This window comes from Escherichia sp. AM3, from assembly GCF_032029835.1.
GTDB lineage: Bacteria > Pseudomonadota > Gammaproteobacteria > Enterobacterales > Enterobacteriaceae > Escherichia > Escherichia coli.
Genome location: NZ_JAVUPQ010001078.1, coordinates 1 through 260 on the forward strand (window position 1 = coordinate 1; position 260 = coordinate 260).

Below are 260 nucleotides of genomic sequence, written 5' to 3' on the forward strand. Positions count from 1 at the left end.
GCTTCTGGCTGGAGAAGGGGAGTTACGCGCTGGTAGGCGTGCTGGGGCTGATCCTCTGCTGGCGGGCGCTGAAAAAATTGCGCGCGTTACTGCAAAAACCAAAATTCAAAGCCTTTACGCCACATCACGTTCACCATGAAAACTGCGGGTGCGGGCATCAGCATCTGCCGACGCAGGAACAATTACAGAACGGTGAGGACTGGCGTGCGCGCCTGATGATTGTTCTCTCAATGGGGATGCGTCCGTGCTCGGGTGCGATC

Annotated in this window: 1 protein-coding gene; it reads left to right on the plus strand. The window is 56.9% G+C overall.

Translation table 11 applies throughout. From position 1 onward, the window contains the following. Positions 1-260: nickel/cobalt transporter (locus RTW80_RS29785; RefSeq protein WP_409415344.1), on the plus strand; the 260-nt coding region annotated here is incomplete at both ends.